Source organism: Mycobacterium sp. SMC-4 (assembly GCF_025263265.1).
Taxonomy (GTDB): domain Bacteria; phylum Actinomycetota; class Actinomycetes; order Mycobacteriales; family Mycobacteriaceae; genus Mycobacterium.
The window spans coordinates 2,562,564-2,584,235 of record NZ_CP079869.1 but is presented as its reverse complement, the minus strand read 5'-3'; the positions used below and the strand labels follow the sequence as shown (position 1 = coordinate 2,584,235).

Annotated in this window: 20 protein-coding genes; 7 read left to right on the top strand and 13 right to left on the bottom strand. The window is 66.2% G+C overall.

Going from position 1 to position 21,672, the window contains the following annotated elements; genetic code table 11:
• Positions 1 to 3: 3 nt before the first annotated feature.
• Positions 4 to 576: a dihydrofolate reductase family protein gene (locus tag KXD98_RS12530; RefSeq protein ID WP_260764673.1), complete on the top strand. Its 573-nt coding sequence runs from the start codon at positions 4 to 6 to the stop codon at positions 574 to 576.
• Here the strand turns inward: KXD98_RS12530 and ilvA are convergent.
• Positions 564 to 1,853 (bottom strand): threonine ammonia-lyase IlvA, encoded by a 1,290-nt coding sequence (gene ilvA, locus KXD98_RS12525; RefSeq protein WP_260764672.1) that lies wholly within the window; start codon positions 1,851 to 1,853, stop codon positions 564 to 566. The genes KXD98_RS12530 and ilvA overlap by 13 nt on opposite strands.
• A gap of 112 nt (positions 1,854 to 1,965) precedes the next feature.
• Between ilvA and KXD98_RS12520 the strand changes: the two genes are divergently transcribed.
• Complete coding sequence (locus KXD98_RS12520) at positions 1,966 to 2,196, top strand: hypothetical protein (protein WP_260764671.1); 231 nt, start codon at positions 1,966 to 1,968, stop codon at positions 2,194 to 2,196.
• 14 nt (positions 2,197 to 2,210) lie between these two features.
• Here the strand turns inward: KXD98_RS12520 and dnaE are convergent, their stop codons facing one another.
• From dnaE to lspA, 4 genes are read right to left on the bottom strand one after another with little or no spacing between them, the layout of a single operon-like run.
• A complete protein-coding gene (gene dnaE / locus KXD98_RS12515) occupies positions 2,211 to 5,774 on the bottom strand; it encodes a DNA polymerase III subunit alpha (protein ID WP_260764670.1) in 3,564 nt (1,187 codons plus the stop codon).
• A 59-nt stretch (positions 5,775 to 5,833) separates the two neighbouring features.
• A complete protein-coding gene (gene rarD, locus KXD98_RS12510; protein ID WP_260764669.1) occupies positions 5,834 to 6,730 on the bottom strand; it encodes an EamA family transporter RarD in 897 nt (298 codons plus the stop codon).
• A complete protein-coding gene (locus KXD98_RS12505; protein ID WP_260764667.1) occupies positions 6,727 to 7,656 on the bottom strand; it encodes an RluA family pseudouridine synthase in 930 nt (309 codons plus the stop codon). Before KXD98_RS12505 ends, rarD begins: the two co-directional genes overlap by 4 nt.
• Entirely contained in the window at positions 7,653 to 8,177 is a 525-nt protein-coding gene (gene lspA, locus KXD98_RS12500) for a signal peptidase II (RefSeq protein WP_260765163.1), read from the bottom strand. The genes KXD98_RS12505 and lspA overlap by 4 nt, the downstream gene beginning before the upstream one ends.
• 84 nt (positions 8,178 to 8,261) lie before the next feature.
• Between lspA and KXD98_RS12495 the strand changes: the two genes are divergently transcribed.
• Positions 8,262 to 9,188: an asparaginase gene (locus KXD98_RS12495; RefSeq protein ID WP_260764663.1), complete on the top strand. Its 927-nt coding sequence runs from the start codon at positions 8,262 to 8,264 to the stop codon at positions 9,186 to 9,188.
• A 9-nt stretch (positions 9,189 to 9,197) separates the two neighbouring features.
• Here KXD98_RS12495 and KXD98_RS12490 read toward each other — a convergent pair whose 3' ends face one another.
• The 5 genes from KXD98_RS12490 to KXD98_RS12470 form a co-directional block, all read right to left on the bottom strand.
• Entirely contained in the window at positions 9,198 to 10,550 is a 1,353-nt protein-coding gene (locus tag KXD98_RS12490) for a DNA polymerase IV (RefSeq protein WP_260764661.1), read from the bottom strand.
• 10 nt (positions 10,551 to 10,560) lie between these two features.
• Positions 10,561 to 11,532, bottom strand: coding sequence for an IS481 family transposase (locus tag KXD98_RS12485; protein ID WP_043988055.1), 972 nt, complete (start codon positions 11,530 to 11,532; stop codon positions 10,561 to 10,563).
• A gap of 116 nt (positions 11,533 to 11,648) precedes the next feature.
• Positions 11,649 to 12,281 carry a vitamin K epoxide reductase family protein gene (locus KXD98_RS12480; protein WP_003889255.1) on the bottom strand — a complete coding sequence of 211 codons (633 nt, stop codon included), beginning with the start codon at positions 12,279 to 12,281 and terminating at the stop codon, positions 11,649 to 11,651.
• Positions 12,278 to 13,066 (bottom strand): thioredoxin domain-containing protein, encoded by a 789-nt coding sequence (locus KXD98_RS12475; RefSeq protein WP_047041144.1) that lies wholly within the window; start codon positions 13,064 to 13,066, stop codon positions 12,278 to 12,280. The genes KXD98_RS12480 and KXD98_RS12475 overlap by 4 nt, the downstream gene beginning before the upstream one ends.
• 35 nt (positions 13,067 to 13,101) lie before the next feature.
• Positions 13,102 to 14,202: an alpha/beta hydrolase gene (locus KXD98_RS12470; RefSeq protein WP_047041146.1), complete on the bottom strand. Its 1,101-nt coding sequence runs from the start codon at positions 14,200 to 14,202 to the stop codon at positions 13,102 to 13,104.
• On the opposite strand from KXD98_RS12470, the gene KXD98_RS12465 reads away from it, so the two are divergent.
• Complete coding sequence (locus tag KXD98_RS12465) at positions 14,201 to 15,031, top strand: aldo/keto reductase (RefSeq protein ID WP_040634844.1); 831 nt, start codon at positions 14,201 to 14,203, stop codon at positions 15,029 to 15,031. The two genes, KXD98_RS12470 and KXD98_RS12465, sit on opposite strands and share 2 nt — an antisense overlap.
• 5 nt (positions 15,032 to 15,036) lie before the next feature.
• Complete coding sequence (locus tag KXD98_RS12460) at positions 15,037 to 15,870, top strand: aldo/keto reductase (protein WP_003889251.1); 834 nt, start codon at positions 15,037 to 15,039, stop codon at positions 15,868 to 15,870.
• Here KXD98_RS12460 and KXD98_RS12455 read toward each other — a convergent pair.
• Complete coding sequence (locus KXD98_RS12455) at positions 15,867 to 16,838, bottom strand: IS481 family transposase (RefSeq protein ID WP_047328144.1); 972 nt, start codon at positions 16,836 to 16,838, stop codon at positions 15,867 to 15,869. The genes KXD98_RS12460 and KXD98_RS12455 overlap by 4 nt on opposite strands.
• A gap of 130 nt (positions 16,839 to 16,968) precedes the next feature.
• Between KXD98_RS12455 and KXD98_RS12450 the strand changes: the two genes are divergently transcribed.
• Positions 16,969 to 17,187 carry an RNA-binding S4 domain-containing protein gene (locus KXD98_RS12450; RefSeq protein WP_260764642.1) on the top strand — a complete coding sequence of 73 codons (219 nt, stop codon included), beginning with the start codon at positions 16,969 to 16,971 and terminating at the stop codon, positions 17,185 to 17,187.
• 57 nt (positions 17,188 to 17,244) lie between these two features.
• Positions 17,245 to 17,556: a protein UsfY gene (gene usfY / locus KXD98_RS12445; RefSeq protein WP_260764641.1), complete on the top strand. Its 312-nt coding sequence runs from the start codon at positions 17,245 to 17,247 to the stop codon at positions 17,554 to 17,556.
• 24 nt (positions 17,557 to 17,580) lie between these two features.
• On the opposite strand, the gene ileS is transcribed toward usfY, so the two are convergent.
• Positions 17,581 to 20,772: an isoleucine--tRNA ligase gene (ileS, locus tag KXD98_RS12440; protein WP_396882994.1), complete on the bottom strand. Its 3,192-nt coding sequence runs from the start codon at positions 20,770 to 20,772 to the stop codon at positions 17,581 to 17,583.
• Positions 20,773 to 21,029: 257 nt separating this feature from the next.
• The gene (locus KXD98_RS12435) at positions 21,030 to 21,635 is read right to left on the bottom strand and encodes a hypothetical protein (protein WP_260764639.1); all 606 of its coding nucleotides are present in this window, start codon (positions 21,633 to 21,635) and stop codon (positions 21,030 to 21,032) included.
• Positions 21,636 to 21,672 lie beyond the last annotated feature (37 nt).

Below are 21,672 nucleotides of genomic sequence, written 5' to 3'. Positions count from 1 at the left end.
GACATGCGTTCACTGATCATCACCCAGAACGTGACCATCGACGGTTCCATCGAGATGCTCGAGCCTGAGCCCGACGCATCGCCATGGTTCGATCCGGCGGTCATCGACGACGAGCTGACCGCCGAGATGCAGCGTCAGGATGCCACCGCCGACGCCCTGTTGGTGGGGCGGCGGACATTCGAAGATCTCCGCAGCTTCTGGAAAGGCCGGCACGACGATACAACGGGGACGGCAGAGTACCTCAACGCTGTCGCCAAGTACGTGGTGTCTGCAACGCTGGAGAAGCCGGGTTGGGCGAACACGATTGTGCTGCAAGGAAACCTTCTCGATGCCGTGGCCGCACTCAGGAACCGGCCAGGTCGCGACATCGTATGTACCGGCAGTATCACGTTGTGTCACAGCCTGATCGCCGCGGGCTTGGTCGACGAGTACCGGCTGTTCACCTATCCGTTCGTGCAGGGGCGCGGGCGGCGCCTGTTCCCGCAGGGGTGCTTCTTACCGGGGTTGACTCCGTCCTCGACGCCCAAGGTGTTCCCGAGCGGCGTCACGTTGATGTGCTGGCGTCAAGTCAGATAGCGATACGTCGGCGACCCCGGCTCGAGTAGCTCGATGTGACATTCCGATGTCTGCATGCGCTCCAACAGTCCCTCGAGGTCCGAGGCCGAGGACAGCTCGATACCGACGAGCGCCTCCCCCGTCTCGCGGTTGTTGCGCTTGACGTACTCGAACAAGGTGATGTCGTCATTGGGCCCGAGGACATCGTCGAGGAAACGGCGTAATGCCCCGGGCTCCTGAGGGAAGTCGACCAGGAAGTAGTGCTTGAGGCCCAGGTGCACCAGCGACCGCTCGAGCACCTCCCCGTAGCGGGAGACGTCGTTGTTGCCGCCCGAGATCAGGCAGACAACAGTCGAGTCGGGTTCGATGTCGGCGTCGAGCAATGCAGCCACCGACAGCGCACCGGCCGGCTCGGCGATGATGCCCTCGTTCTGGTACAGGTCGAGCATCGCGGTGCAGACGGCGCCTTCATCGACAGTGGTCATCGACACCATGTCGCCGGCAGCAGACAGAACCGCAAAGGGCAGCGCACCTACTCGTGCGACGGCTGCCCCGTCGACGAACTGATCGACATGATCGAGTGTCACCGGCCTGCCCCCGGCCAGTGCGGCCACCACCGAGGCGGCCCCGGCGGGTTCAGCGCCCAGAACCGAGGTCGCGGCGGTGCGCTCGGCGAGGTAGGTCGTCATGCCGCTGATACACCCGCCGCCCCCGACGGGCACGATCACCAGGTCGGGCTCGCCACCGAGTTGGTCGAGGATCTCCACGGCGATGGTGCCCTGGCCGGCCATGGTGCGCAGGTCGTCGTAGGGCGGGACCAGCGTGGCGCCGGTGCGCGCGACGTCATCGATGGCGGCCTGGGCCGCCATGTCATAGGTCTTGCCGCCGACGATCAGGTCGATGAAGTCACCACCGTGGTAGCGGATCCGGTTGCGCTTCTGCTTGGGCGTCTTGGCCGGCACATAGACCCGGCCGCGGATCGCCATCGAACGACACGCCAGTGCGAACCCCTGGGCGTGGTTGCCGGCCGAGGAGCAGACCACCCCGGCGGCGGTCTCTTCGGCGCTGAGCTGCATCAGCAGGTTGTAGGCGCCGCGCAGCTTGTAGGACCGCACGGCCTGCAGATCTTCACGCTTCAGATAGACCTGAGCACCGGTGATGTCGGACAACCTGTCGCTGTACTGCAGAGGGGTCTGGGAGACCACACCCGAAATTCGCTGGGCAGCCTCGTCGATGTCCGCGGCGCACAACGGCGCGGCGGGATCGATACGGTGCTGCTCGCTCAGCTCAGTGGTCACCGAACAATGGTGCCACCGAGCAGCGGTCGGGTGGAAATGGGATTGCCTGACCAGTAGCCCGCAACGCGTGTTTCGGCTAGCCGAAATCTTCAGTACGGGCTATCGTTGTGTTATGACCACGGCAGGACATGCTCGCGATTTCGGCGCACCCCGCGCTGCCACGGTCTCGATCGCCGGCGTCCCGTGGCCGCGCTACAAGGTGGTGGCGCTGGTGGTGGGCCTGATGACGTTCGTGGTTGTCGGCATTGTCACCGCGGCAGCGGCACCGGCCGTGCTCACCTCGGCCGCCGTTGCGACCGTGGTCTGGATCGGTGGAGCATCGCTCGGCGCGTCGCACCGGTGACTCGGCTCGCGTGACTATCCACCCAGACAGCCCGGACCCAGCAGCTCTTTGAGATCACCCATCAGCGCCGAGGACGGCGTCACCCGCAGCGACTGATCGAGCTCGAGCGTGGTGATCCGCTCCCCACTGATCAACCTCAGATGCACCTGAGCGGGCCCTGGGTGGCGGGCCAGCACTTGTTTGAGCGCGGTGACTTTGTCGACGGTGCACTGTCGTGTCGGCAGACTCACCGCCACCGGACGGTTCGTCTGGGCGGTCGAGAAGTCCGGCACCACCAGCTCGTTGGCGATCAACGAGATCCGGTCGTCACGGATGGCCACCTTCGCACCCACCAGCACGACGACGTCGTCGGCGATCTCAGCACCGAACATCGAGTAGGTCTGCGGGAAGAACAGGACCTCGATGCCGCCGGTGAGGTCCTCCAATTGCGCTGAGGCCCAAGGTAGTCCGTTCTTGTTCACCCTGCGATTGACCGACGCCAGGATGCCCCCCACCCGCACCTGAGTCTCGTTGGGAATGTCGCCGTCAAGAATCGCCGGGATCTGGGTGTCAACCTGCGCGGCCAGCATGTGGGCGATGCCGTTGAGCGGATGACCCGACACGTACAGGCCAAGCATCTCGCGCTCCAGGGCCAGCTTGTGCTTGTCCTCCCACTCGTCCTCGGGAACCTTGATAGTGAACGCCGCGTCCCCGGTGTCGACACCCGAACCGTCACCGCCGCCGAACAGGTCGAACTGTCCCATCGCCTCGGCCTTCTTGGTACCCAGAACCGAGTCCACCGCGTCGGTGTGTACCAGGAACAACCCTTTACGGGGATGACCGAGCGAATCGAACGCGCCGGCCTTGATCAGTGATTCGGTCACCTTCTTGTTGCAGGCGGCGATGTCGATCTTGTTGAGGTAGTCCGAGAAGTCGGTGTACTTGCCCTTCTCGTTGCGGGTATTCACCAGCGACGTCACGACGTTGGCACCCACGTTACGAATGGCGCCCATCCCGAACCGAATGTCGTCGCCGACCGAGGTGAAGTTCTGCACCGACTCGTTCACGTCGGGCGGCAACACCGTGATGCCCAGGCGTCGGCAGTCGGCCAGGTAGACCGCAGCCTTGTCCTTGTCGTCACCGACAGAGGTGAGCAGACCGGCCATGTACTCAGCCGGATAGTTGGCCTTGAGGTAGGCCGTCCAGTAGGACACCAAGCCGTAGCCGGCCGCGTGTGACTTGTTGAACGCGTAGCCGGCGAACGGAAGGATGGTGTCCCACAGGGCCTTTACGGCGCCTTCGGAGAACCCGTTGGCGGTCATCCCCTCACGGAAGCCCTTGTACTCGGCCTCGAGCACTTCGAGCTTCTTCTTGCCCATGGCCTTGCGCAGAGCGTCGGCCTTGCCCATCGTGTACGACGCGACCTTCTGGGCGATGAACATGATCTGCTCTTGATAGACGATCAGGCCGTGCGTCTCGGCGAGGATGTCCTTGAGTGGCTCTTCGAGTTCCGGGTGGATCGGCTTGATCGGTTGGCGGCCGTTCTTGCGATCGGCGTAGTCGTTGTGGGCGTTCATGCCCATCGGGCCGGGCCGATACAGCGCCAGCACCGCGACGATGTCGTTGAACTCGGTGGGCTGCATACGTCGAAGCAGGTCGCGCATGGGACCGCCGTCGAGCTGGAAAACCCCGAGTGTGTCGCCGCGACCAAGCAGTTCGTAGGCCTTCGAGTCGTCAAGCTCCAGCGACTCCAAGTCGAGGTCGACACCCCGGTTGGTTTTGATGTTTTCGATGCAGTCGCCGATGATCGTCAGGTTGCGCAGCCCGAGGAAGTCCATCTTGAGCAGGCCGATGTCTTCACATGACGGATAGTCCCAACCGGTGATGATCGCGCCGTCCTGCGGCCGGCGCCACAGCGGGATCGCCTCGATCAGCGGTTCGGAGCTCATGATGACCGCGCACGCGTGCACGCCGGCGTTGCGGACCAGCCCTTCCAACCCGCGCGCAGTTTCGTAGATGGTGCGCACGTCGGGATCGGTGTCGATCAGCGCGCGGACCTCGGCGGCCTCCTTGTAGCGCTCATGGGTGGGATCGGTGATCCCAGACACCGGGATGTCCTTGGCCATGATCGGGGGCGGTAGCGCCTTGGTGATCCGGTCGGCGATGGCGAAACCGGGCTGGCCATAATGCACGCGGGCCGAATCCTTCAGCGCCGCCTTTGTTTTGATGGTGCCGAAGGTGATGACCTGCGCCACCCGGTCACTGCCCCACCGGTTGGCGGCATACCGCAGCATCTCGCCACGCCGGCGGTCGTCGAAGTCGATGTCGATGTCGGGTGCCGACGGACGTTCCGGGTTGAGGAACCGCTCGAAGAGCAGACCATGCGGGATCGGGTCGATGTTGGTGATGCCCAGTGCATAGGCCACCAGCGAGCCGGCGGCCGACCCGCGGCCGGGCCCGACCCGGATATCGACCGATTTCGCGTAATTGATCAGGTCGGCGACGATCAGGAAGTACGACGGGAATCCCTTGTCGCAGATGACCTTGATCTCGTATTCTGCGCGCTCGACGTACTCCTGCCCGACACCGTCCGGGAAGCGGCGCTTCAACCCCGCCATCACCTCGTGATGCAGCCACGATGCCTGGTCGTGGCCATCGGGAACCGGGAAGATGGGCATCCGGTCGCGCGGTGTCCACACGTCTGCGTAGGACTGCACCCGCTCGGCGATCAGCAACGTCGAGTCACACGCCCCGGGCACCTGGTGGTCCCACAGCGCGCGCATCTCCGCAGCCGACTTGAGGTAGTAGCCGTCCCCGTCGAACTTGAAGCGGGCGGGGTCGGACAGGGTCTTCCCGGTCTGGATGCACAGCAGCGCCTCGTGGTTCTGGGCAGCATCGCGGGTGACGTAATGGCAGTCGTTGGTTGCCAGCGGCGGGATGGACAGTTTCTGACCGATTTCCAGCAGCCCGTCCCGTACCCGGCGTTCGATGTCGAGGCCGTGGTCCATCAACTCGAGGAAGAAGTTCTCCGGACCGAAGATCTCGCGCCACTTCGCTGCTGCCTCCAGCGCCTCGCGCTGATGGCCCAACCTCAGCCGGGTCTGCACCTCCCCGGAGGGGCAGCCGGTGGTGGCGATGATTCCCGCGGCATGTTCGGCGATGATCTCGGCGTCCATCCGCGCCCACTTGCCGAGCTGGCCTTCAAACGACGCTAGGGAAGACAGCTTGAACAGATTGCGCAGCCCGGTGGCGTTCTCGGCGACCATCGTCATGTGGGTGTAGGACCCGCTACCGGAAACGTCGTCGCTCTTCTGGCTGGGGTCACCCCACAGCACCCGCTTGGTCTCGAACCGCGACGCGGGCGCGATGTAGGCCTCGATCCCGATGATCGGCTTGATGCCGGCCGCGGTGGCTGCGTTGTAGAACTCACTGGCGCCGAACATGTTCCCGTGATCGGTCATGCCGATCGCGGGCATTTCCAGCCGCTGCGCTTCGGCCAGCATCGGCTTGACCTTCGCCGCGCCGTCGAGCATCGAGTATTCGGTGTGGTTATGCAGATGCACAAAGGAACCCGAAGACCGCGAATCCAGACCGCTCATAGGGTGGCCAGTCTATGACTGCCCACCGACAGCGCTCGGCGTGTCGTCGATGCGTGTCTTCAGGACACAGGTGCGGATGCGCCGGCGGCGCGTCGATCGGCGCGGGCGCGGCGCACGGCGTCGACGGTGAACACCGCCAGAGCGGTCCAGATCAGGGCGAACCCGACCCACCGCGCCGGGGGCATCGGCTCGTGACCGACGAGCACTCCCCAGGTCAGCTGCATCGCCGGCGTCATATAGAACAACAGACCCAGGGTGACCAGCGGCAGACGGTGCGCGGCGGCGGCGAACAACAGCAACGGCAACGCGGTGAGCACCCCGGACAAGACCATCAGTGCGGCGTGGCCGCCCCCGTGGTCGGTGAAGGTGCCGTGCCCGCTCACCTGCATCACCACCACATAGGCCAGCGCAAATGGGGTGGCCAGCCCCGCTTCGACACCCACGCTGACGCGCGGGTCGGTGGGCACCAGTTTCTTCACCGCCCCGTACAGGCCGAACGAGAACGCCAAACCCAGCCCCACCAACGGAGGCTCGCCGACGTTGACGGTCAACACCGCCACCGCGATGACCGCGATCGTCAGCGCTCCCAACTGCCAGCGGTTGAGCTTCTCCCGGAAGATCAGCAGGCCGAGCGCGATCGACACCAGCGGGTTGATGAAGTACCCCAGCGCCGCGTCCACCACATGACCGTTGTTGACGGCATAGACGTAGATCAGCCAGTTGACCGAGATGAGCGCAGCGGCAGCGGTCAGAAGCAGCCACTCCCGACCGGAGATACGACGCAGGTCCCCGAGCCGACGTACCGCGGCAACCACCACCACCATCAGCAGAAAACTCCAGATGATGCGGTGGGCCAGCACTTCGACCGCACCGGCGGGCTTCAGCAATGGAAAAAACGCCGGGAACAACCCCCACATCCCGTATGCGCCGACTCCGAAGAGCAGCCCGGACCTCACAGTTCGTGGTTTCGCAGAACGTCGAGCGCGTGCTGCAGATCAGCCGGATATTCGCTGACGATCTCGATCCGCCGGCCGTCGGCGGGATGGGTGAACGCCAGCGATCGGGCATGCAGCCATTGCCGCTCCAGACCGAGCTTCTTGGCCAGCGTCGGGTCGGCGCCGTAGGTCAGGTCACCGCAGCACGGGTGGTGCAGCGCGGCGAAGTGCACCCGGATCTGATGGGTGCGGCCGGTCTCGAGTTCGATGTCGAGCAGGCTCGCGGCCCGATGCGCCTCGAGGGTGTCGTAATGGGTGATGCTGTGCCGACCGCCCTCGACCACCGCGAACTTCCAGTCGTTGCCGCGATGCCGGCCGATGGGCGCATCGATGGTTCCGCTGGACGGATCAGGATGTCCCTGAACCAAAGCGTGATAACGCTTCTCCACAGTGCGCTGCTTGAACGCTCGCTTGAGCACCGTGTAGGCCCGCTCCGACAACGCGACCACCATCACCCCGGACGTGCCCACGTCCAGGCGGTGCACGATGCCCTGCCGCTCGTGAATGCCCGAGGTACTGATCCGGAACCCGGCCGCGGCCAGGCCACCCAACACGGTGGGACCGTGCCAGCCGACCGTCGCGTGTGCGGCCACCCCGGGCGGCTTGTCGACCGCGACGATGTCGTCATCTGCGTAGAGGATCTCCATACCCTCGATCTCGACCGGTGTGTTCTCCACCGGCGCGGGCGCCTCGGGCAGACGGACCTCCAGCCACGCCCCGGCGATCAGCTTGTCCGACTTCGCTGCCATCGAGCCGTCCAGTTCGACTCCACCGTCCTCGGCCAACGCAGCCGCGGCGGTCCGCGACAAACCCAGCAGCCGGGCCAGCCCGGCGTCCACCCGCATCCCGGCCAGGCCTTCGGGCACCGGCATCGACCGCGTCGTCATGCCGGTTCGGCCTCGCCGCCGTCCGGCTTGCGCCTCCCGACAGAATCAAAATCGAAGCCCAGCAAGGACAGCACCACCAGCAGGATCGCCCCGCCCACCACCGCCGGATCCGCGACGTTGAACACCGGCCACCAACCGATGGACAGGAAATCGACCACATGGCCCTGCAGCGGACCCGGAGAGCGGAAGAATCGGTCCACCAGGTTGCCCAGCGCCCCGCCGAGAATCATCCCGAGCCCCAGCGCCCACCACGGCGACACCAGCCGACGGCCCATCCAGATGATCCCGATGGCCACGCCCGTTGCGATCAGCGTCAACACCCAGGTGTAGCCCGTGGCCATCGAGAACGCAGCTCCGGAGTTGCGCACCAGCGTCCAGGTCACGGTGTCGCCGATGATCGACACCGGCTGGCCCGGCGTCAGCAGTTCCACCGCGAGCACCTTGGTGACGATGTCCAGGACCAGCACCACAGCGGCCACCCCGAGCAGCAGCCGCAGCCGACGTCGGGGCGCGGGCTGCATGAGCTGGTCCTCGGCGGCCGGCTCGGTGGAATCGTCAGTCACGGGTCCATCATCGCAAAGCACCGGTAGGCAAGAATCGCACCCATGGGCCGACTTGTCGTGATCACCACCGGCGGCACGATCGCCACAAGCGCTGATGCCGACGGCGTGAAACGCCCCACCCGGTCGGGCGCCGACCTCACCGCGGGGCTCGACGTCACCGTGATCGACCTGCTCCACGTCGACAGCTCGGCCCTGCTACCCGCCGACTGGGACCTCATCGCCGCGGCGGTGCGCGATGTATCCCGCGACGCCGACGGGATCGTGGTCACCCACGGCACCGACACCATGGAAGAAACGGCACTGTGGCTGGCACTCACCTGCGCCGCGGACGTGCCGGTGGTCCTGACCGGTGCCCAGCGCAGCGCCGACGCGTCCGACCCCGACGGTCCCCACAATCTGCGCGCCGCGCTCACCGTGGCCTCCAGTCCCGCTGCCCGCGGACTCGGCGTCGTCGTCGCGTTCGCCGACACCGTCTTTGCGTCGCTGGGACTGACCAAGGCCGCCACCACCGACCTGCAGAGCTTCACCGGCCGGGTGCTCGGCACTGTCGGCGCGGAGTTCACCCCAACAGCGACCGTCGACCCGGCACCGATTTTCGGGCCGCTACGCGCGGCGCATGCACCCCGGGTGGACATCGTCGCCGCCTACCCCGGTGCCGACTCCGCCGCGCTGGACGCATGCGTGGCCGCCGGCGCGCGGGGTGTCGTGCTGGAAGCGATGGGTTCGGGCAACGCGGGGGCCGCACTGATCGCCGGGGTCCGCCGACATTGTGCCGACGGCGTCTCGGTGGCGGTCTCGACGCGGGTTCCGGGTGGGCAGGTCAGCCCCGGGTACGGCCCAGGCCGCGAACTCGTCGACGCGGGCGCGGTGATGGTGCCTCGGTTGCGGCCGCCGCAGGCCCGGGTGCTTCTGATGGCCGCGCTGGCTGCCGGAGTATCACCGGAATCAGCCTTCGCCCGGTGGGCCTGACGCCCGAGGTCACCTCCGCGCCATCGCCTCGACGTAGTCGGGCCAGTCCAAGCTGTCTACCGGGTTGGCCCGAGCCACCGCGGGATCATCCACGGCCAAGGTTCGCGTCGGTCCCGCACCAGTGCTGCGGGTCTCGAACCGCACCGTCATGACGCCGTGACCGGCGCCCTGGATCCACCCGTGACCGTACTGGGCGTGCACGACGTCGTCGCCGAGCCGCCAGGCAGGGCCGGTGTCGGCGGCCTGGATGAGCGTCAGCGGGACGTCGTCGTCTCTGGTCTCCTCGGTCACCGACTCCAGCTCGGGGAACAACGGCTCCTGTTGCACCTGCGTGAGGCCCGAGAAGCCCACTCCGACAAGACGTATCGGACCGATGTCGACGGGATCGAGGAGCAGACGACGCGCGGTGCCGATCAACACCGCCGCATCGGCGGTGGCGTACGGCAGGGTCGCCGATCGGGTCAGCGTGGTCATGTCGGATCGCTTGAGCTTCACCGTCACGGTGCGCGCCCCGCGCCCATCTTTGGACAACCGCCGGTGCGCATGCTCACCGATGGGGCCGATCGCATCCCGCAGTTGCTCAAGCGTCCTCATATCCTCGGCGAAGGTCGATTCCGCACTGATCTGTTTGGCCGGCGCGTTCTCAGCGACCGGCCGGTCGTCGCGCCCGCACGCAAGTCGGTGCAGCGCCGGACCGATGGTGGCACCCAGAATGTTGGCGGCCTCGGCCTCGCTGAGCGCGGCAAACGCGCCGACGGTCTCGATGCCAAGTCGGTGCAGCTTGTCCTCGGCCACCGGCCCGATCCCCCACAATCTGCGCACCGGCAGCCCAGCCAGCAGACGTGGTTCCTCAGCGCGACCGACCACGCGGGTGCCGTCGGGTTTGGCCAGGCCCGAGGCGATCTTGGCGAGCTGCTTGCCCGAACCGGCTCCCACCGACGCCACCAACCCGGTGACCTCACGAACCTGCGCACGCAACTGCTCACAGAACGTCTCGACATCAGATTCGGTGGCGCCTACCAGCTCCGCAGGTTCGCCGAACGCCTCGTCGAAGGACAGCTGCTCGAGCACCGGCACCCGGGCGCGCACGGTGTCGAACACCCGGCGGCTGGCGATGCCGTACACGACGCCGCGCGGCGGCAACACCACCGCCGCAGCGCCGACCAGGCGACGCGCCTGATGCATCGGCATGGCCGAGCGGGCCCCGAAGACCCGCGCCTCGTAGCTCGCGCCGGCGACCACGCCCCGGCCGCCCACTCCGCCGACCAGGACCGGACGCCCTTTCAACGTCGGACGGGTCAACTGCTCGACAGAAGCGAAGAACGCGTCCATGTCCAGGTGCAGGACCCACCGAGCGCCCATTGTGTTGATGCTAGGTGTTCTTCACGGGTAGGTTGTGAACGCGTAGGCGCTCGATTGGTGTCATTCCGCCGATGCCGGTGTGGGGTCGGTGGTGATTGTAGTGATGCAGCCAGTGCTGGTAGGTTCCGGCGCGTTCGGCCTCAGAGCGGTAGGTCTGCGCATAGGCCCATTCGGTGGTCAGGGTGCGGTTGAATCGCTCGACTTTGCCGTTGGTCTGTGGCCGGTAGGGCCGGGTCCTCTTGTGGGTGATGTCGGGGCCGAGCGCTTCAGCGAAATTCTTTGACCGGTAACAGGATCCATTGTCGGTCAACACTCGTTTGACGGTGATGCCGTGGTCGGCGAAGAACGCGTTGGCGCGTTTCCAGAATCCCGCGGCGGTTTCTTTGCGTTCGTCGGTGAGGTCCTCGGAGTAGGCCAGCCGGGAGTGGTCATCAACGGCGTGGTGCAAGAACGTGTATCCCATGCCGCAGCGGTTGCGCCGGCCGGCTTGGCGACCCAGCTTGCGATGGCCGCCCCCGTCGGGGATGCGGCCCAGTTTCTTGACGTCGACATGGACCAAGTCGCCGGGAGCCGGGTGCTCATAGCGGCGGGGTTTGGGCCGGCGTACCGGTAACCCGGTGTTTTGGTCCAGGTGCCGCAGCAATGGCATCCGGTAGCGGCGCAGCACCGCCTCAACGGTCGAGCGTGGCAGGTGCAGGTAAGCGGCGATGCGATGTGGGCCCCAGCGCCGGGTGAAGCGCAGGTTGACGATGCGCCGCTCACGTCGTTTCGGCAACCGCAACGGACTGCGATGCGGCCGGCTGGGCCGGTCTACCATCGCTGCTTCGCCACCGTCGCGATAACGGTCGGCCCATTTCTTGGCTGTGGCCACCGAACATTGGAACCGCTCAGCCGCGCGCCGCAAACTCCAGCCCTGATCAACAACCGCCTGCGCAAGCCGCAACCGCCCACGAGGAGTCAACGAAGCATTAGCGTGGACCATGAGGACCTCTCGGTAATCGGATGTGCGTGTTTGGTAACCACACCGATACCGGAGGTCCTCACCTACTTCCGCTCACCACGCCGTTCACAACCTGTCTGGGAGTTACACCTAGATCCTCAGAGCAGAGTGGACCAGTAACTCCAGAACCGCACCAGGCACAACAGGATCACCGCGGTGAACCACAGCGCCACGATCGACCAGCGCCAGGTGTGCAGCCCGCGCAGCACGGCGTTGCCGCGCTGCGGCTGCACCGCGATCGTCGTCACCACGACCAGCAGCGGGATGGTCATCGACCACACCACCATGCAGTACAGGCACAGCGCGCCGATGGTGAACACGCTCTGGTAGATCAGCCAGTGCACGAACACCGTGCCCAGCAGCGTGCCGACCGCCAGCCCGGCCCAGTACCAGCGGGGCAGCTGAACCCGGGCCACCGCGAGCACCCCGGTCACCAGCACGACGGTGAACGACACGATGCCGATCAGCGAGTTCGGGAAACCGAACACGGCGGCCTGCGGGGTGACCATCACCGAACCGCAGGACAGCACCGGGTTGAGGCTGCACGTCGGCACGTAGGCCGGGTTCTTGAGCAGCTCGACCTTCTCGATGGTCAGCGCCAGCGCCGACGAGAGGCCCACCACGCCGGCGATCAGGACCCACAGCGCGCTCAGCCTCCCGACGTGCACCCCACCGTGCTCGGGGCTGTCCGGCTCGGCCGGGGACACCTCCCCTGGCGCGCTCACGCTCATGGAGCGGGAGCGGGAGCGGGCGCCGGGGTCGTCGGATCCGGATTCGGCGGCGGCGCACCGGCGTCGAGCACGGGCAGGTCACCGACGATGCTCCTGATCTCGTCGATCAGCGCGTCGGGGGTCGTCGGCTTGTAGTCCTTGCCGTTGATGCGGATGGTCGGGGTGGCCTTGACCTCGGTCGCCTTGGCCATGCCCTTGACCATGTCGTCGTAGCGGCCCTTCTCGATGCAGTTCGGGACGTCGCCGACGACGCCGGCCTGGCGCGCCACCTCGGTCAGCCGGGCCTCGTCCGGGAACGGGCCGACGCCCTCGGGCGGCTGCTGGGCGTACAGCGCGGCGTGGAAGCGGCGGAACGCCTCGGTGTCGGCTTCGGCCACGCAGTAGGCGGCGTTCGCGGCGCGGGTCGAGTACCCCTGGCCGGCCCGGTCCAGGATCGAGACCATGTAGTAGTCGGCCGCCACGGCGCCGCTGTCGATCAGCCGGTTGATCGTCGGGCCGAAGGCCTTCTCGAAGTTGCCGCACGCCGGGCACAGGAAGTCCTCGTAGAGCGACAGCACGGCCTTGGGCTCGCCGTCGTCACCGGTGATGACGTCGCTGGACGCCACCCGGATCGGCTTGGCCTCACCCTCGCCGGGCTTGTCCTCCTTGGTCATGACGATGTAGAGCACCAGCGCGACGGCGAAGATCACGACGATCGCGGTCAACCCGATCTGTACGGCCAGATTGCGTTTCTTGTCGGCCGCCTTCAGGTCGTACTTCGGGGTCTTCTTCGGTTTCGAGGCCACGGGGACAAGCGTACCGGCGGCGTTTTCGCGGCCCGTCAGACGCCGCGCAGACGGGTGCGCAGCGCGCTGATCATGTCGGCGACCGCGGCCGCGCAACCGCCCCCGATCGGGAACATGTTGGCGAAGCCGTGGATCAGCGCACCGGCCTGCCGCAGGTCGACGGCCACCCCGGCGGCGCGCAGTGCCTCGGCGTAGGCCACGCCCTCGTCGCGCAGTGGGTCGAAGCCGCCGGTCAGCACCAGTGCAGGCGCGAGCCCGGACAGGTCGTCGGCCAGCAGCGGTGACACGACCGGATCGGTGATCTGCACCGACGCACCGGTGACGTACTTGTCGGCGAACCACTCGATGTCGGCCTTCGTCAGGAAGTAGCCGGAGGCGAACAGGGTCTGCGACCGGGTCTCGCCGCTGGGGTTGGTCCACGGGTAGATGAGCAGTTGCAGCGCCGGTTGCGGCACTCCTTCGGCGCGGGCGCGCTGGGCGACGACGGCGGCGATGTTGCCGCCGGCGCTGTCCCCGCCGACCGCGACGCGGTCCGGGTCGGCACCGAGTTCGGCGGCGTGCTCGCGCGCCCAGCGGTAGGCGGCGAACCCGTCGTCGGCGGCGGCGGGCGCCTTGTGCTCGGGGGCCAGCCGGTAGTCGACCGACAGCACGTGCACCCCGGCGTCGCGGCAGATCAGCCGGCACAGGTCGTCGTGGCTGTCGAGGTCGCCGATCACGAAGCCGCCGCCGTGGAAGAACACCAGCAGCGGGGCGGCCGTGTCGGCGGTGGATGTGGGCGGAACGTAGTGGCGGGCCGGGATCTCACCGTCCCCGCCGGTCACGGTGAGATCTCTCACCGCGGCCACCGGGATCGCCTGCCGGAACCCGCCGGACAGGTCGCGCAGCTGCGCCCGCGCCGCCGCCACGTTGTTGGTGCCACCGTCGATCCCGACCAGCTTCTGCCCGGCGAGCATCAGCTGCACCGTGGTGTCGAGGGTGTTGCCGTCCACCGTCACCGTGCGGCCCGCCAGCAGCAGGCGTTTCACCGGGTCGGGGATGCGCGGCAACGCGCGCAGGGTGACACCCGCCATCGCGGTGACGAGCGCCTCCTTGCGTCCCGGGCTGTACGCGCCGTCAGCTGGCAGACTCGCAGTCATGGCATCTCCCTTGATCACGCTGAATGACGGTAATGCGATCCCCCAGGTTGGACTCGGAGTTTGGCAGACGCCGCCGGAGGCCACCGAGCGCGCGGTTGCCACGGCGCTGGAGGCGGGCTACCGGCACATCGACACCGCCGCCGCCTACCAGAACGAACGCGAGGTCGGGCAGGCGCTGGCCAAGTCGGGTCTGCGCCGCGAGGACGTCTACATCACGACCAAGCTGTGGAACGCCGACCAGGGTTATGATAGCACGCTGGCCGCGTTCGACAAGAGCATGGAGCGGCTGGGCCTGGAGTATCTCGATCTGTATCTGGTGCACTGGCCGATGCCGAAGACCAACAAGTACGTCGACACCTTCAAGGCGTTCGCCTACCTGCGTGACCAGGGCCGGATCCGCTCGATCGGGGTGAGCAACTTCGAGCCCGAACACCTGCGCACGCTGATCGACGCCACCGGCGTCGTGCCCGCCGTCAACCAGATCGAGCTGCACCCGCTGCTTCAGCAGCAGGAGCTGCGTGAGGTACACGCCGAACTGGGCATCGCCACCGAGGCGTGGAGCCCGCTGGGGCAGGGATCGCTGCTGGCGAATCCGACCGTCACCTCAGTCGCGGAGGCGCACGGACGCACCCCGGCGCAGGTACTGATTAGGTGGCATATCCAACTCGGCAATATAGTCATCCCGAAATCGGTGACCCCCGAGCGGATTGTGAGCAACTTCGACGTGTTCGACTTCGAGTTGAGCGAGCAGGACATGGCGTCGATCTCGTCGCTCGGCGATGGCACTCGCCTGGGTCCCGACCCGAGAAATTTCGAGTTCACAGGGTAGGTGACATGACCTCCTCGTCCATTCCGACGGTCACGCTCAACGACGACAACACCATGCCGGTGCTCGGCATCGGCGTCGGCGAGCTGTCCGAGGCCGACGCCGAGCAGGCGGTGCTGGCGGCGCTGTCGGCCGGTTACCGACTGATCGACACCGCCGCCGCGTACGGCAACGAGGCCGCCGTCGGCCGCGCGGTACGCAAGTCCGGGGTGCCCCGCGAGGAGATCTTCGTCACCAGCAAGCTCGACGTCCGCGACCAGGGTTTCAAGAGTGCGCAGGACGCCTGCCGCAAGAGTGTCGAGGAACTCGGTCTCGGCTACGTCGACCTGTACCTGATCCACTGGCCCGCCGGTGAGCAGGGCAAGTACATCGACAGCTGGGGCGGGCTGATGAAGAACAAGGAGCTCGGCGACGCCAAGTCCATCGGGGTGTCCAACTTCCACGAGGAGCACCTGTCGAACGTCATCGACCTGTCGTTCTTCACCCCCGCGGTCAACCAGATCGAGCTGCACCCGCTGCTCAACCAGGCGCACCTGCGCGAGGTGAACAAGGGCTACGGGATCGTCACCCAGGCGTACAGCCCGCTGGGCGTGGGCCGGCTGCTGGACAACGAGACCGTCGTCTCGGTGGCCCAGGCGCACGGCAAGACCCCGGCGCAGGTGCTGATCAAGTGGAGCCTGCAGCTGGGCAACTCGGTCATCACCCGGTCGAGGTCGCCGGAGCACCTGGCGGCCAACCTCGAGGTGTTCGACTTCGAGCTCACCGACGACCAGATGGCCGCGCTCAACGGCCTGGACGACGGCACCCGGTACCGCCCGGACCCGGAGACGTACACCGGCTAGTTGTTCTTCACGGGTAGGTTGTGAACGCGTAGGCGCTCGATTGGTGTCATTCCGCCGATGCCGGTGTGGGGTCGGTGGTGATTGTAGTGATGCAGCCAGTGCTGGTAGGTTCCGGCGCGTTCGGCCTCAGAGCGGTAGGTCTGCGCATAGGCCCATTCGGTGGTCAGGGTGCGGTTGAATCGCTCGACTTTGCCGTTGGTCTGTGGCCGGTAGGGCCGGGTCCTCTTGTGGGTGATGTCGGGGCCGAGCGCTTCAGCGAAATTCTTTGACCGGTAACAGGATCCATTGTCGGTCAACACTCGTTTGACGGTGATGCCGTGGTCGGCGAAGAACGCGTTGGCGCGTTTCCAGAATCCCGCGGCGGTTTCTTTGCGTTCGTCGGTGAGGTCCTCGGAGTAGGCCAGCCGGGAGTGGTCATCAACGGCGTGGTGCAAGAACGTGTATCCCATGCCGCAGCGGTTGCGCCGGCCGGCTTGGCGACCCAGCTTGCGATGGCCGCCCCCGTCGGGGATGCGGCCCAGTTTCTTGACGTCGACATGGACCAAGTCGCCGGGAGCCGGGTGCTCATAGCGGCGGGGTTTGGGCCGGCGTACCGGTAACCCGGTGTTTTGGTCCAGGTGCCGCAGCAATGGCATCCGGTAGCGGCGCAGCACCGCCTCAACGGTCGAGCGTGGCAGGTGCAGGTAAGCGGCGATGCGATGTGGGCCCCAGCGCCGGGTGAAGCGCAGGTTGACGATGCGCCGCTCACGTCGTTTCGGCAACCGCAACGGACTGCGATGCGGCCGGCTGGGCCGGTCTACCATCGCTGCTTCGCCACCGTCGCGATAACGGTCGGCCCATTTCTTGGCTGTGGCCACCGAACATTGGAACCGCTCAGCCGCGCGCCGCAAACTCCAGCCCTGATCAACAACCGCCTGCGCAAGCCGCAACCGCCCACGAGGAGTCAACGAAGCATTAGCGTGGACCATGAGGACCTCTCGGTAATCGGATGTGCGTGTTTGGTAACCACACCGATACCGGAGGTCCTCACCTACTTCCGCTCACCACGCCGTTCACAACCTGTCTGGGAGTTACAGCTAGGGCGCTACCGTGACAGTCATGGACGACGTGCCGATCAGCGGTGACTCCATTCGGCTCGGGCAATTTCTGAAACTGGCGAACCTCATCGACAGCGGCGCCGATGCCAAGGCGGTGATCGCCGAGGGGCGGGTCCGGGTCAACGACGATGTCGAGATCCGCCGCGGAAGGCAGCTGCGCCCCGGCGACGTGGTGGCACTCGACGGCCACAGCACACGGGTCACAAATCCGTCACTGTGAGCTAACTCACAAGCGGGCGTACTGTGGAGGTATCTCTTCAGAAGAAAGGAGATGCCGATGAAAGGCGCCCATCGCGACCCCGTCGATCACGTGCGGACGACATTGCAGCACGCCGGCGAATCGTTCATCGACACTCTGTGGTGGCCGGGTCTGATCCTCATCGGCGTGGGTACCGCGCTGATAGCGGGCACCGTCGCCGCGACTGCGTACGGCAACCGAAGCGCCTCCCTGGTGCTCGGCCTGATCGCCGGCGCGCTGGTGACCGCGGGAACGCTGTTGATCGCACTGGAACACCAGCGCGTCAAGCGAGTGGAGCGGCAGTGGCGAGCCGAACATCCTGAGCACGAGAAGCGCCTGCGCGCGGGTTAGCACGCAGTCAGCGCCGCGAACCGATCAGTCCGTCCGCCGCAATCGGAACGGATGATCGTCACCGACACTGCCGGTCATCCACCCCCCGCCGTCGTGGTCCGAGCCGCCGAGCTGCGGTTCGGTGGCGATGCTGAATCGCGTTGCCAGCAGTTCGCGCGCGATCAAGTCGGACAGCTCCTCGCGCCAGCCCGCAGGCAATTCCGGCACGGCCAACTCCAACTCGATGCGATCACCGATATCGAGTCCGAATCTGCGCCGAGCCTCCTGGAACTCTCTGATCATGTCGCGGGCCCAGCCTTCGGCCTCCAGCTCGGGGGTGACCGTGCCGTCGAGCACCACCAGACCGGCTCCATCGGCCAGCGCGGCCGTGTACTCCGGGTCGGCCGCGACCAACCGGGCGCTGAACTCCTGCGGTTGCAGAACCGCCGGGCCCGCGGTCAGGGTGCCATCGTCGTTGACGACTCCTTCGCCCGCCTTGACCGCTTTGATCGCGGCCTGAACGTCCTTGCCCAGTCGCGGCCCAGCCACCCGCGCGTTGACCGTCAGCTCGAACCGCCCGTGCGCGGCGATGTCTTCGGTGAGCTCCACCGTCTTGACGTTGAGCTCATCGGCGATCAGATCGCGATAGGGCTGCAGCCGCCGCGGATCCTCCACCGCGACAGTCAACTTGGGCAGTGGAAGACGCACGCGCAGCTTTTTGGCCTTGCGCAGCGAGGATGCCACCGAGGCGACGTCGCGCACCAGGTCCATGTCGGCGACCAGCTGCGCATCTGCCGGTACCGCACCGGGTTGCGGCCAGTCGGTCAGATGCACCGACCGCTCCCCGGTCACCCCGCGCCAGATCACCTCGGTGATCAACGGCAGCAGCGGCGCGGCCAGCCGGCTGGTTACTTCCAGCACAGTGTGCAGGGTGTCGATCGCATCGGCGTCCTCCTCCCAGAAACGCGAACGCGACCGCCGCACATACCAGTTGGTCAACGCCTCGGTAAACTGACGCAATTGGTCGCATGCCTGCGAGATGTCGCACACATCCAGTGCCGCCGTCAGGTCATCTCGCAACAGCGCGAGCTTGGCCAGGATGTAGCGGTCGAGCACGTGCGGTGAATCGACGCGCCAGGTTCCCTTTTTCGGGGCGTAGAGCGCCAGGAACGAGTAGGCGTTCCACAGCGGCAGCAGCACCTGCCGCACCCCTTCACGGATGCCCTGCTCGGTGACGATGAGGTTGCCGCCGCGCAGGATCGGCGACGCCATCAAAAACCACCGCATCGCATCAGAACCGTCGCGGTCGAACACCTCGCTGACATCCGGGTAGTTGCGCAGCGACTTGCTCATCTTCTGCCCGTCGTTGCCCAGCACGATGCCGTGCGCGACGCACGTGCGGAACGCCGGCCGATCGAACAGCGCGGTCGCCAGGATGTGCAGTGTGTAGAACCAGCCGCGGGTCTGGCCGATGTACTCGACGATGAAATCGCCCGGGAAGTGCCCGACGACCTGCTGGTCCGGGTCGGCGGAATCCACTCCGGCGAACCAGTCCTGGTTCTCGAACGGGTAATGCACCTGCCCGTAGGGCATCGACCCGGAATCGAACCACACGTCGAGCACGTCTTCGATGCGCCGCATCGTCGACCTGCCCGTCGGGTCGTCGGGATTGGGCCGGGTCAGTTCGTCGATGAAGGGTCGGTGCAAATTGTCCGGCCGGATCCCGAAATCGCGTTCGAGTTCGTCGAGGCTGCCGTACACATCGACTCTGGGATAAGCCGGATCATCGGACTTCCACACCGGGATCGGAGTGCCCCAGTAACGATTTCGCGAGATCGACCAATCCCGAGCGCCGGCCAGCCATTTTCCGAACTGCCCATCCTTGACGTGCTCGGGATACCAGGTGATCTGCTGATTGAGCTCGACCATCCGGTCCCGGAACTGGGTGACCTTGATGAACCACGACGACACCGCGCGGTAGATCAGCGGATTGCGACACCGCCAGCAGTGCGGGTAGGTGTGTTCGTAGGTGTCATGACGCAGCAGGAGCGCGCCATTGGCCGCTGCGGCGCCGGTAGCGTTCTTCAGGTCACGGATGATCTGCGGGTTGGCGTCGAACACATGTTGGCCCGCGTAATCGGGCACAGTCGCGTCGAATCGCCCCTTGGCATCCACCGGGGTGACGGCCTCGATCCCGCCGGCCTGCGCGGTGGTCATATCGTCCTCGCCGTAGGCCGGCGCCATGTGCACCAGACCCGTTCCGTCCTCGGTACTGACGAAGTCGGCAGGCAAGACACGAAATGCGTTGGGCGAGTCCATGAAGTAGGGGAACGGCGGCACGTAGTGCAGATCGAGCAGATCACGCCCGGGGTAGGTCGTCAGCACGGTGGGCTCCTCGCCGAGTTCCCGGGCGTAGGCGCCGAGGCGGGCTTGGGCCAGCACGAAGCGTTTTCCGTCACTCTCGACCACGGCGTAGGTGACATCCGGGTTGACCGCGACAGCCTGATTGGAGGGCAGCGTCCAGGGCGTGGTGGTCCAGATCAGCAGATAGGCGCCCGCGAGTTCGGGCACCGCACCCCCCACGATCCGGAAACCGACCGTGAGCGCAGGGTCCTGCCGGTTCTGGTAGACGTCGTCGTCCATCCGCAGTTCGTGACTCGACAACGGGGTTTCGTCGTTCCAGCAGTACGGCAGCACCCGGTTGCCCTCGTAGGCCAGACCCTTGTCCCAGAGTTGCTTGAAGACCCAGATCACCGATTCCATGAAGCCGATGTCGAGGGTCTTGTAGTCGTTGTCGAAGTCCACCCACCGCGCTTGGCGGGTCACGTAGTCCTGCCACTCGTCGGTGTACTTGAGAACCGAGGCCCGGCATGCCTCGTTGAACTTCTCGATGCCCATCTCGTCGATCTGGGCCTTGTCGGTGATGCCGAGCTGGCGCTGCACCTCCAGTTCGGCCGGCAGCCCGTGGGTGTCCCATCCGAAGCGCCGCTCGACTTTGAATCCGCGCATTGTGCGGTAGCGAGGCACGATGTCTTTGACGTAGCCCGTCAACAGGTGACCGTAGTGCGGCAACCCGTTGGCGAACGGCGGACCGTCGTAGAACACGTACTCTTCTGCACCATCGCGGTTGTCGATGCTGGCCCGGAAGGTGTCGTTGTGTTTCCAGTAGTCGAGGACTTCGCGTTCCAGCTTCGGGAAACTCGGTGACCCGCTTGCCGGCTTGGGGTAGGCGCTCACGTCGGTACGTCTCTTTCGTGCCTCGAGTCCGGGCACGGGGACGACGCCGACGCATGTTGCGTGAGCACCGCGGTACCACCCCGCTTGCGCAGCGATGTGCGCCGCTCTTTGTCGGCTGTGACGGGCCTACCCGTTCGGTTCTACTGGGCGCGGATGCCGTTCTTCCGAAGACTCCCCGGTGATGGCCGGATCAGCGTCGTTGGCCGAATTCTAGCCGGTGATCAGGCCGCGATCGAAATCCGATGGAGGCCGCAACCTCACAGCGGCGCGGCAGCGTCGGAGGTGATCTCGATCAACGCGAGAGGGAACTGCTCGGCCATCTCCTCGACGGAGTACGCGTCCAGCCGCGACGCGTCAAAACGCCAGTCCAGGGCCACGATGCCGTCGACCCGATGCACATGCACTTCCAATGCGCAGCCTTTGCCGGAGGCGCCGTTTGCGGTGCGCGTGAGACTCAACAGCACCTCGGATTGCGGGCTGTCGTGGCCCGGCGCCGACGCCAGCGCGGTGTGGGCGCCCTGCAGCAACTCCGTAGGGCCCATCGGCAGCGAAGCGGCACACAGCAACGACACCGGGTGGCACAGCCACCTGCGCCCGCCGGTGACGTCGACGGCTACCGCGCCATCTCCGCGGGTTCGTCCGAAGGTGCGCCCGAGAGCGGCCAGCAGGATTTCCTCGATCTGCACACCGAGCCACTCTGCGGCGGCGTCGAGCTCGATCGTCAATTCGCTCGAAGGTGACGTGTGCACCGTCTCGAACCTGGGCGCGGCACCCGCTGCCGGACGATCGAAGACCTCCAGCGTTACGGGTGCGGTGTCGACGAGGGGATGCCTGACCTCGTCAGCGATGTGGGGAGCGACCATGCAGCTAACCGTACAGCGGTTGTCCCAAATTTGGGAG

Bases quoted from the DNA above. Each gene is read 5' to 3' on its own strand.
- KXD98_RS12530 (WP_260764673.1), top strand. From the start codon at position 4: ATGCGTTCACTGATCATCACCCAGAACGTGACCATCGACGGTTCCATC.
- KXD98_RS12520 (WP_260764671.1), top strand. From the start codon at position 1,966: ATGACCACGGCAGGACATGCTCGCGATTTCGGCGCACCCCGCGCTGCC.
- dnaE (WP_260764670.1), bottom strand. From the start codon at position 5,774: ATGAGCGGTCTGGATTCGCGGTCTTCGGGTTCCTTTGTGCATCTGCAT.
- KXD98_RS12505 (WP_260764667.1), bottom strand. From the start codon at position 7,656: ATGACGACGCGGTCGATGCCGGTGCCCGAAGGCCTGGCCGGGATGCGG.
- lspA (WP_260765163.1), bottom strand. From the start codon at position 8,177: ATGCAGCCCGCGCCCCGACGTCGGCTGCGGCTGCTGCTCGGGGTGGCC.
- KXD98_RS12495 (WP_260764663.1), top strand. From the start codon at position 8,262: ATGGGCCGACTTGTCGTGATCACCACCGGCGGCACGATCGCCACAAGC.
- KXD98_RS12490 (WP_260764661.1), bottom strand. From the start codon at position 10,550: ATGGGCGCTCGGTGGGTCCTGCACCTGGACATGGACGCGTTCTTCGCT.
- KXD98_RS12485 (WP_043988055.1), bottom strand. From the start codon at position 11,532: ATGGTCCACGCTAATGCTTCGTTGACTCCTCGTGGGCGGTTGCGGCTT.
- KXD98_RS12480 (WP_003889255.1), bottom strand. From the start codon at position 12,281: ATGAGCGTGAGCGCGCCAGGGGAGGTGTCCCCGGCCGAGCCGGACAGC.
- KXD98_RS12465 (WP_040634844.1), top strand. From the start codon at position 14,201: ATGGCATCTCCCTTGATCACGCTGAATGACGGTAATGCGATCCCCCAG.
- KXD98_RS12470 (WP_047041146.1), bottom strand. From the start codon at position 14,202: ATGACTGCGAGTCTGCCAGCTGACGGCGCGTACAGCCCGGGACGCAAG.
- KXD98_RS12460 (WP_003889251.1), top strand. From the start codon at position 15,037: ATGACCTCCTCGTCCATTCCGACGGTCACGCTCAACGACGACAACACC.
- KXD98_RS12455 (WP_047328144.1), bottom strand. From the start codon at position 16,838: ATGGTCCACGCTAATGCTTCGTTGACTCCTCGTGGGCGGTTGCGGCTT.
- KXD98_RS12450 (WP_260764642.1), top strand. From the start codon at position 16,969: ATGGACGACGTGCCGATCAGCGGTGACTCCATTCGGCTCGGGCAATTT.
- usfY (WP_260764641.1), top strand. From the start codon at position 17,245: ATGAAAGGCGCCCATCGCGACCCCGTCGATCACGTGCGGACGACATTG.
- KXD98_RS12435 (WP_260764639.1), bottom strand. From the start codon at position 21,635: ATGGTCGCTCCCCACATCGCTGACGAGGTCAGGCATCCCCTCGTCGAC.